The sequence below is a fragment of the Novosphingobium album (ex Liu et al. 2023) genome, assembly GCF_029076845.1.
Taxonomy (GTDB): domain Bacteria; phylum Pseudomonadota; class Alphaproteobacteria; order Sphingomonadales; family Sphingomonadaceae; genus Novosphingobium.
Genome location: NZ_JARESE010000082.1, coordinates 95,001 through 104,829, shown reverse-complemented (window position 1 = coordinate 104,829; position 9,829 = coordinate 95,001). Strand labels below are relative to the sequence as shown.

The 9,829-nt window shown below is 62.8% G+C and carries 7 protein-coding genes; 1 reads left to right on the top strand and 6 read right to left on the bottom strand.

Annotation, left to right across the window (positions count from 1 at the left end; genetic code table 11):
* Window positions 1–332: 332 nt before the first annotated feature.
* From PYV00_RS22440 to PYV00_RS22425, 4 genes are all read right to left on the bottom strand, one after another.
* Window positions 333–1,076, bottom strand: a complete 744-nt coding sequence (locus PYV00_RS22440; protein WP_342803833.1) for a transferrin-binding protein-like solute binding protein — start codon at window positions 1,074–1,076, stop codon at window positions 333–335.
* A 734-nt stretch (window positions 1,077–1,810) separates the two neighbouring features.
* Window positions 1,811–2,140, bottom strand: a complete 330-nt coding sequence (locus PYV00_RS22435; RefSeq protein WP_275230553.1) for a HigA family addiction module antitoxin — start codon at window positions 2,138–2,140, stop codon at window positions 1,811–1,813.
* Window positions 2,130–2,417 carry a type II toxin-antitoxin system RelE/ParE family toxin gene (locus PYV00_RS22430; protein ID WP_275230552.1) on the bottom strand — a complete coding sequence of 96 codons (288 nt, stop codon included), beginning with the start codon at window positions 2,415–2,417 and terminating at the stop codon, window positions 2,130–2,132. Before PYV00_RS22430 ends, PYV00_RS22435 begins: the two co-directional genes overlap by 11 nt.
* A gap of 84 nt (window positions 2,418–2,501) precedes the next feature.
* Complete coding sequence (locus tag PYV00_RS22425) at window positions 2,502–2,639, bottom strand: hypothetical protein (RefSeq protein ID WP_275230551.1); 138 nt, start codon at window positions 2,637–2,639, stop codon at window positions 2,502–2,504.
* Window positions 2,640–3,237: 598 nt separating this feature from the next.
* On the opposite strand from PYV00_RS22425, the gene PYV00_RS22420 reads away from it, so the two are divergent.
* The gene (locus tag PYV00_RS22420; protein WP_275230550.1) at window positions 3,238–4,986 is read left to right on the top strand and encodes a methyl-accepting chemotaxis protein; all 1,749 of its coding nucleotides are present in this window, start codon (window positions 3,238–3,240) and stop codon (window positions 4,984–4,986) included.
* Between the two features lie 361 nt (window positions 4,987–5,347).
* On the opposite strand, the gene PYV00_RS22415 is transcribed toward PYV00_RS22420, so the two are convergent.
* Together PYV00_RS22415 and PYV00_RS22410 are read right to left on the bottom strand one after the other, a co-directional pair.
* Window positions 5,348–5,839: an asparaginase domain-containing protein gene (locus PYV00_RS22415; RefSeq protein WP_275230549.1), complete on the bottom strand. Its 492-nt coding sequence runs from the start codon at window positions 5,837–5,839 to the stop codon at window positions 5,348–5,350.
* A 201-nt stretch (window positions 5,840–6,040) separates the two neighbouring features.
* Complete coding sequence (locus tag PYV00_RS22410; protein WP_275230548.1) at window positions 6,041–9,448, bottom strand: acyl-[ACP]--phospholipid O-acyltransferase; 3,408 nt, start codon at window positions 9,446–9,448, stop codon at window positions 6,041–6,043.
* Window positions 9,449–9,829: the final 381 nt, after the last annotated feature.

Sequence of the window (9,829 nt, the reverse complement as noted above, 5' to 3'; positions counted from 1 at the left end):
TGAATCACAAATCAGCCCGCAAGGGAATCCCTCATCGATTCAAAGCGGTCGAAAACCGCTCTAATTTAGTGCTTCCCCGAGGCTCGGTGGGGCAGCACCGGAGCAGCACCAAAAGCACACTTACCCGGTTCCCGTGATTTGCGTCTCGATGCGCAGGGGCGGGCGTCGTGGAACTTGGGGTCGGTCACACTATGACGTGCCGGGCGCGGGCCGCCGATGTCGAGCGGGTCGGTGCCGCTGTTGGAGATGCAATTGTGAGCACTCATCCGAAGCACACCGGCGAATACGCTCGCGGATGGAAAACAAACATCACTCTCATAGGCAGCAGAAAATCATCGCCTGCCTACAACCGTGCCGAAATAGTAAAGATCAAATCGTCCGATGTCGGTTCCACCATATCGAGACGAATTAAAGATATAGCCGAATTCGGCTCCTTGGGGTCCGAAGAACCCGCCTCTGATTTGGGAAATCTCTTGAGGATCGGGATTCAAGCGCGCGCCACCAAAGCCTGCAGTCGAAGCGTCAATCCCGGCTTCGTAGTCGATCGGACCGATTTCGACGTGCGCACCGTTCGCGTCGATCCCCCGCAAGGTTAGGCGGCTTGTGACAGTGCCGGTATTGAGATCGACGCGCAGGGTCGCGGTTCCACCATCCACATCGTAGACTTTCGCCGTTCCCGAACGCCGATCATAGATGACGCCATCGAAGGCGAAGGAAGTGAAATCGATGATCGGTTGGGTAGGTCGATCGTCAATGCGGGTGGGTACTCCAAGAATGCAAAAGGCCCGGTCACTATCCCGATGTGTCCCATCGGAATTCAAGGTGAGATCAAAGTCGGATCGACGGGCATAGGTGAGCAGCGATCCAGGATTCTCGATGGTAAACTCGGCCGACAAATTGTCGGGCATCGCTTTTTGGAACCTGATCGCTCCGGCTTCCGAAGCAATTCGATCCTCGGGAGCGAAGCTATAGAATGTAGAGGAATTGGGTTGGAGGAGACTATAAACCTGCGAGGTACTATCATAGCGGATGCGTCCCTCGGGTTCGAAGTCGGAAATTCCGCGCGGAATTGGCATATCCACCGCATCGAGTCCGGAAATCGAGGCACATGAAGTCGCATACCGTTGATCGCCGGTAAGTGAAGCAAAGATTGGATATGATTGCGTAGGTGTCGGCGTCGGGACCGGAGTAGGCGTTGGAGACGGTGTCGGTGTCGGTGTTGAATCACTGTCACCTCCGCCGCAGCTCGCAAGCAGGCAGATCGCCGCTGTCGCCGTGAGCAATCGCGTAAGCGCCATCAATATATTCTCTTGTCGTTTAACCCCGGTCCGTGTGGTGGTAGGGCCTCACGGTTGACAAAGAAACCCCCGCCGAAGCGGGGGGCTATGTTCGGAATTAGGTGTAGATCCTCGATCGGGGCGATATACTCCCACGACCTTGCCCACAAAATCCATGCCGACCGCCCAATCGCACAGGGGACCGTCGCAAAAGCCGCTCTGCAAACGATAGTGCCAGGTCGAACGCAGCCTTTCCTTTCGATACGAACCGCTTGGATCACCTCTCGGGTCGTCACCAACTGGCTGAACGGCCCAGCTCGCTTCAGGCCAAGGTGCCCGAATTCATCGCCGCCATGGACTTTTCATATGAAGACGCATCGGGAGTCTACCAAAGCAATGGGGTGACCAGTTGGGCAGCCTGTCCTCTCGCTTTGCACGACCAAATCTGAGGGTCACTACCCGGATGATATTGTGTCGTTCCGTCGCGCCTAGAGCCTTATAATGCGCGCTCCGTTTCGCCTCCGGCTGTGTCTTCAAGCTACCCGAGCGAAGGGGTCGGCGTGACGTGCGGCACGGTATGGCTCGACCTCCAGTTCCTTCTCGTGCCCGCGCGCCTTTGCCATATCGAAAGTCGTCTGCATGCGCATGAGCGTATCGGCGCTGATGCCAAAGGCCTTCTCGACGCGGATGGCCATGTCGGCGGTGAGCCCCTGGCCGGCGTTCAGCAGCTTGCTGAGGGTCTGGCGCGAAACGCCCAGGTGACCAGCCGCCTCGCCGACCTTGAGGCCGTGAGCCTCAACAACCTCCGTCTTGAGCCAGTCGCCCGGATGCGTCGCGAGCGAATGATGCATCTTAAGCGCCATGATAGTCCTCCAAATCCATATCGACGATCGCGCCATCTTCGTTGAACTTGAAGGTCATTCGCCAATTTTTCGTCGAGGTCATCGCGAAAACTCCGGCGCGGTTGCCGGTGAGAGGATGAAACCGGAAATTCGGCGGCGGCTTCAAATCCTCGATTGATCCAGCGTCGTTGACGAAGGCGAGCATCTTGCGCAGCCGTTCCAACTCCATAAGGCCCTTGGTCGTGCCGTTGGCAAAATAGTTCCAGAGCGCCTTATACTTGATGCTCTCGATCTCCATGCAGTCAATCCAGCGCAACTATGCTTACTGTCAAGTGTCGGCCGACAGTTTACGAGAACGTTGGCGAGGCGTGACGACATCGCCTCAGAGCTTGTCTTTCGGCTTGCGCATGGCTGCCATCACCGGCGTGGCATCGGCCAGGGCGATGGGAGCGGCGGGCTTGGTCTTGGATGCCTTGGGTTTGCGAACCTCGCGGTTGCTGCGTTTTTGCGATTTGGCCATGTCAAAAGGTCCTTGTGTCGTTGCGCGGATGCGAAAGTCTGGCCGGGCTGGGATTGCCATGCGGCAACGTCGCGGACGCTGGCACACTGCGAATAGCGTTGCAGCGCAAGCGTTTCGTGCCCGGGAACTGATCGAGACGCATCTTGTGCGCTCCTGCATCAAGCGGGGGCGCATTCCATCCCTCAGCCGCGAGAAGCTCGGATCGAAGTCTCGCGATGAAGCGCCTGTAGCATGGATGGGGGCGGCCCCGGCACGAAATCGCTGGCCTGTCTCGCCCGGTCAAACACCTTCCTGATTACAATCGGGGTCAATCCGCGTTTTCAGGGCGAAGGCTGCGGATTCGGCCTGTGATGAAAAGTTGGCTTTCGCGTGAATTCGCAAGAATTTTTTCTCTAATTATCTTGCCTGTTAACGAGATTAAATATTCAACCCTCATATATTTATAAATATAATTCGTAGAATTTCAATTTTCTAAATTATAAATAGGAATAAAGAAATATAAAATGGCACAATTTGGTGTTGTGCTTACTGCGGATTTGACCATTCATTAATCCGCATTGGATAGATCCGGCGTTCGAAAGCAACGTTCGGAAATGCGATGAACATCAGGAAGAAGATCGGGATCAGCACGCTGTTGGCGGCGCTGGGCATGTTGGTTCTTTCCGGGATCGGATTGTGGCGGATCAACACCACGATGCACAGCGATATCGAGGCGTCGACTCGCCGCAATGTGGAGACCGCCTCGGGCATCCTCGACCATTTCCACGCCATGGAAGCAGACGGCCGCATGACGCGCGAGCAGGCGCAGCGGGCCGCGCTCGATGCCATCAAGGCGCTGCGGTACAACGGGCAGGACTATTTCTGGGTCAACGACATGCGCCCGGTCATGCTGATGCATCCGCTCAAGCCCGAACTCGATGGCAAGGATATCAGCACGAATACCGACGCGACCGGCAAGGCGATGTTCCTGGAGATGGTCAAGGTCGTCCAGTCGCATGGCGAAGGCTTCGTCGATTACCGCTGGGACAAGCCGACCGGCGAAAAGGCCATGCCCAAGATCAGCTATGTAAAGGGTTTCGCGCCCTGGGGCTGGATGATCGGCACCGGCGTCTATGTCGATGATATCGACCGGGCCGTGCTGCAGCAGGCGCTGATCCTGGCCGTGCTCACCCTGGCGATCGCCGGCGGCGTGCTGCTGGGCAGCCGGCAGCTTGGCCGCTCCATCGTCGTGCCGATCGAGACGCTGACCGAACGGATGCGCTCGCTGGCCGAAGGGGATACCGATTCGAGCATTCCCGGCCTCGATCACAGCGACGAGATCGGCCGGATGTCGCAAGCGCTGGAAGTGTTCCGGCAAGCCGCGATCAGCAAGCGTGAGGCCGAACACAACCAGGCGGAAGCCATCGACCGCATCGGCGAGCACTTGCGCCAGCTCAAGGACGGCAACTTGTGCGGCCGCGTGGATGCAATGCCCGAAGGCTATGGCGAGTTGCGCGACAATCTGAACGACGCGCTCGACGGTCTGGCCGAGGCGATGGGCGCGGTGCGCAGCAATTCCGATGCGATCGCCTCGGGCGCGGCGGGCATCCGCGATGCCTCGCTCGATCTGGCGCGCCGCACCGAACAGCAGGCCGCTTCGCTGGAAGAGACCGTCAATGCGCTCTCTGCGGTGACGCAGGCCGTGCGCGAGACCGCGTCGAACGCGTCCCACGCCAGCGATGTCGTGACCGAGACCAACACCGATGCGCAGCAATCGGGTGAGATCGTGCAGCGCGCGATCGCGGCGATGGGCCAGATCGAACGGGCTTCGGCCGACGTGTGCGAGATCGTCGCGGTGATCGACGGGATCGCTTTCCAGACCAACCTGCTGGCGCTGAACGCCGGGGTCGAAGCCGCGCGGGCGGGGGACGCGGGCAAGGGCTTTGCCGTGGTCGCCGAGGAAGTGCGCGCGCTGGCGCTGCGGTCGGCCGATGCGGCGGGGCAGGTCAAGGCGCAGGTCATGGCCTCGGCCGCGCAAGTCAAGAACGGCGCGGCCCTGGTGGGCGAGGCCGGTGCCGCGCTGCAGCGCATCAGCGGCCGCGTGTCCGAGATGAGCACGCTGATCGGCACGATCGCCGGATCGGCCGAGCAGCAGGCCAACAGCGTGGTGCGGATCAACGAGTCGATGGGCAGCATGGAGCACATGACCCAGCAGAACGCGGCCATGGCCGAGGAAGCGACCGCCGCCTGCGCCAGCCTTTCGGCCAATGCCGACGCGCTGATGAACGAAGTTAGCCGCTTCGAGCTGGACGACGCCCGTTCGCACGCCGGGGCCGACACCGGCTGGTTCGCCGCGCGCGCCGCCTGAGCGCGCGTTTCCCGACACCTTGCCAAGCCTTTGATATCGCCGCCGCATCCGAAGCGGAATTGACACAACCGCGTCAATCCCCCTAAGCGATATCCGGTCGCGGCGAGAGTATCATGCGTAAAGGTTTGTTTCGTACCGAGCTTCCCGGAATCGGCGAATGCGCGCGAGTCGATATGAGCGCGGGAGACGCCGCCCCTTACCTGGAGCGGTCGTTCTACGAACTCCTGCACTTCCGTCCCCCGTTTGAGCAGCTTCCGAGTCGCCAGCAATTCGAAGGTATGCATGGCCCGGTCGGCGCTTCGGCCGTGCGCGGTTACTGAGCGCCCGCCCTAACTTTCGGCGCTCCCGACTTTCGACGTCTTCAGCTTTCGACAAAAGTGCCCGCCGCGCGGTCCTTGCGCGCCGTCAGGCCATTGAACACCGATCCGTTCATCGTGATCCACACGCCCGGCGGCGCCGACTGGCAGCAGGCGAAAGCCATGCCCAGATTGAACGAGGCATCGCTCTCGCTGAACCGCGCCGGGGCAAGCGCGCCGGCCAGCACGATCGTCTTGCCGGTGAGATGACCGAGCGCCCGCGCGGTCTGCGTCATCGTATCGGTGCCGTGGGTGATGACGACATGCGTTTCCGGGGCATCGGCGATGGTGGCGGCGATCAGCGCGCGATCCGCGTCGGTCAATTCCAGGCTGTCCTTGCGCATCAGTTCGATCACCCGGAACGGATGCGTTACGCGCGCGATCTTGAGCAGGCGGCCAATCACGCTCTCGGCGATCTGGTACTCGCTGAGCGCATCGAAATACTGCTTGTCGATCGTGCCGCCGGTGGTGACGACGAGGATGGGGGGAAGGGCCATGGTGCCGGCTTAACCCGGATGCGCGGGCCGGGGCAATCGGCCGGGATCAGCAAATGGGAAAGCAGATAGCCTTCTCCCCTTCGGGGGAGAGGGTTGGGAGAGGGGGGCGTATCGGCACACGCCCTCTCAACTTCGGCCAGCGAGCCATGCTCGCAAGCCTGCGTATCTCTCCCCTGAAGGCGAGAGAGTGGGCGACAAGCGTCACCTCTTCGCCATCTCGCCCATCGTCACGTAGTCCAGCTTGCCGGTGCCCAGCACCGGCAGCGCATCGAGCGGGCGGATGTCGCGCGGGAGCATCAGTTCGGTCACGCCGTTGGCACGGCCCCATTCGAGCAGGGCCCGGGGATCGGCATCCTTCGCGGTGGTGAACAGGACGAGCTGTTCGCCCTTTTTCGCGTCCGGCCGCGTGACGACGGCGTGCTCGGCGCCGGGCCAGACTTTCGCCGCATAGCCTTCCACCGCGGGCAGAGAGACCATCTCGCCGCCGATCTTGGCGAAGCGCTTGGCCCGGCCGCGAATGGTGACGAAGCCCGCCTGGTCGATGGTGACGATATCGCCGGTATCGTGCCAGCCATCGTCGGGCGGCTGGAGCTTGCCGGGCGCGCTGGCGAGCAGGTAGCCGGCCATGACGTTGGGCCCGCGAATATAGAGCCGCCCGCCTTCGGCGATGCCGGGCACATCTTCCAGGCGCGCCTCGATCGCGGGCAGCAGGCGGCCGACCGATCCGGCCTGGAAATGCATCGGCGTGTTCACCGCGATCACCGGCGCGGCCTCGGTCGCGCCATAGCCTTCCAGGATGCGCAGGCCGAACTTCTCCGCATAGGTCCGACGCGTCTCGTCACGCACCTTTTCGGCGCCGGCGAAGATGTAGCGCAGGCTGTAGAAATCATAGCCGTGGGCCATGCGGGCATAGCCGGCCAGGAACGTGTCGGTGCCGAACAGGATCGTCGCATTGGTGTCATAGGCGAGCGCGGGGACGATCCGGTAATGCAGCGGGCTGGGATAGAACACCGTGCGGATGCCGTTGAGCAGCGGCAGCAGCGTGCCGCCGGTCAGGCCGAAGCTGTGGAACACCGGCAAGGCATTGAGCACGATGTCGGCCGAGTTGAAGTCTATCCGCGCGGCAAGCTGCGCGCAGTTGGACAGCAGGTTGCGGTGCGTCAGCACCACGCCCTTGGGCGTGCCTTCGGAACCGCTGGTGAACAGGATCACCGCCGGCGCATCCGGGCCGATGCCCAGCTTGCGGTGCCGCGCGGCGGCGCGGCGCCCGGTCAGCATGGCCCACAGCTTCGCGCCCGCGCCGATCCCGGCGGCGAGATCTTCCAGGTAGAGCAGGCGGCGTCCGTCCGCTTCCAGGGCGGCGATCACCTCGCCCAGCTTCGCCTGCTCGACGAAGGCGCGGGCGGTGACGACGGTGCGGATATCCGCCGTTACGCAAGCCGAACGCAAGTTCGCCTGGCCCACCGTGAAGTTCAGCATCGCCGGCACCCGGCCTTGCGATTGCAGGCCGAAGAAGGCGACCGCGACGCCGCTGACGTTGGGCAGCAGCAGGCCCACGGCCTCGCCCTGCGTCGTGCCTTGCGCCAGCCGCTGGCCCAGCAGGCTGGCGGCGAGGATCAGCCGGTCATAGGACAGCGGCTCGCGTTTCACGTCTTCCACCACCAGCGCCTTGCCGCCGTGGAGATAGCGCGCCTCGCACAGCGCTTCGAACAGGGTGCGGTCGGTGTGCGAGGTGTCGAAGATCATCCGGCTCATCTCGTCATAGAGCCGGCGGCCGGCGATGGCGCGGCGCTCGCGCGCGCTCATCTCGCCCCCATGCGCATTGGCGATGGCAAAGCGGCGCGGCGCCAGCACGGTGAGCGTGATTTTGGGGAACCAGCGCTGGCGCACCTTGCCCTTCATCTTGGAGAAGGGCGAATATTGCGGCCCGTCGAGCCGCACCGGGATGATCGGCGCGTCGGCCTTGTCGGCCACCATGCCGGGCCCGTCGAACACTTTCATCAGCGCGCCGGTCACGGTGATGCGGCCTTCGGGGAAGATCACCAGCGTGCGTCCCTCGCGCACCGCCTTGACCATGGCCTTGGCCGCCATCGGATTGGTCGGATCGACCGGGAAGGCGTGGAACAGCTTGAGGAACGGCTTGACCCACACGCTCCGGGCGATCTGCGTGTTGATCGCGAAAGTCGGCTTGCCGGGCAGGAACGCGCCCAGCAGCACGCCGTCCAGGAAGCTCAGGTGATTGACCACCACCACCGCGCGCTCGCCGGGCCTGGGCATATGTTCGATGCCCGTCACCTCCACGCGGTAAAGCAGCTTGAGGACGATGCGGATCACCGCCTTGAACAGCGTTTCGGGCAGCAGCCAGATCGAGATCAGCGCCACCACCAGCGTCAGGAAGCCCAGCAGGCCGATCACGCCGGGCACGCTCAGCCCCGCCCCGAGCAGCGCGGTGATCGCCAGCACGACCACGACGGTGACGCCGGCATTGACGATGTTGTTCGCCGCGATCACTTGCGATCGCTCGTCGGCCGAGGGGCGAATCTGCAGGATCGCATAAAGCGGCACGATGAACATGCCGCCCGAAAAGGCGATCACGACCAGGTCCGCCATGATGCGCCATGCTCCCGGTGCCGCCACGAAATCGCGCACGCTGGCCCCGGCCGCGCGGATCTCGAAGCCGCGCGTGGAAAGCCACAGGTCGATCAGCCCCAGCGCCAGCACCAGCGCGCTGATCGGCACGAAGCGCGCCGAGACCTCACCCTTGAGCAGCCGGTTCACCGCCAGCGAGCCGACGGCGATCGTGACCGAGAAGATCACCAGGAACAGCGAGACCACTTCCTGCCGCGCGCCCAGCGATCCGCTCACCAGCGGGGCGAACATGCTCACCAGCACGGCGCCGGCGGTGAAGAACCAGCTTATGCCCAGGATCGCCAGCCACACGCCGCGCCCGTGCCGGGCCGCGCGCAGGATGTGCCAGGTGCCCTTGAACACGTTGTAGTCGATCGGATGGCCCCCGCGCGTCGGCGGGGCGACGGGAACAAGCAGGCTGAAGCCGAAGCCCGCCACGGCGATCGCCATCGCCGCCAGCCCGGCTTCCCAGGCCGGGATCACGCCCGCGAGAAGCTGGCCGCCCAGGATCGCCAGGAACGTGCCGCCTTCGATCAGGCCGGTGCCGCCCATGATCTCGTCCCGGTGCAAGTGCTGGGGCAGGATCGAATACTTGACCGGGCCGAACACGGTCGAATGCATCCCCATCAGGAACAGCGCGGCCAGCAGGATCGGAATCGACTGGAACCAGAAGCCGGCCAGCCCGATCGTCATGATGACGACCTCGGCTAGCTTGACCCAGCGCACCAGGCGCGCCTTGTCGATCCGGTCGGCCAACTGGCCGGCGAGCGCCGAGAACAGGAAATAGGGCAGGATGAACAGCCCGGTGGACACCACCGCGAGCAGTTCGGCCTTGTCCGGCTGCGCCGCGTAGAGGCCGAAATTCGCCAGGAACAGCAGTGCGAACTTCAGCAGGTTGTCGTTGAAGGCGCCGAGGAACTGCACGACGAACATCGGCCCGAAACGCCTTTTCGCCAGCAGCGATATGTCATGAGCGGACACGAATTTCTCCTCCGACTGGCTTTGTCAGCATTATGCGGCCCATCCTCAAAAGTCGTTAGTCGCACGGTTGCGAAGGCGTTGGCGAGGCGCAGGTGCGCCAGTGTGGCAAATCTCACCAGATCCCTGCGGCAAGCGTGCCGCCCATCTCCCTGCCCACGGCGCCGATTCTCCGTGCGCAGCGAGAGTTCGCATAAAATTACACAACGATCAATTAGTATATTATACATCGTTCAATTAACCCCCGCGCTTGCGCTTTGGCGCGTGCGCGGACATGCGTTCGGGCAAGGCGGAGTGAAGGTGAAAACATGGCCGTGAACGGATTTCCGGGCGAATTGCGGCTGGCGCCCTGCGGATGGGGCTGCCTGGCCGGCTGTCTGTTAC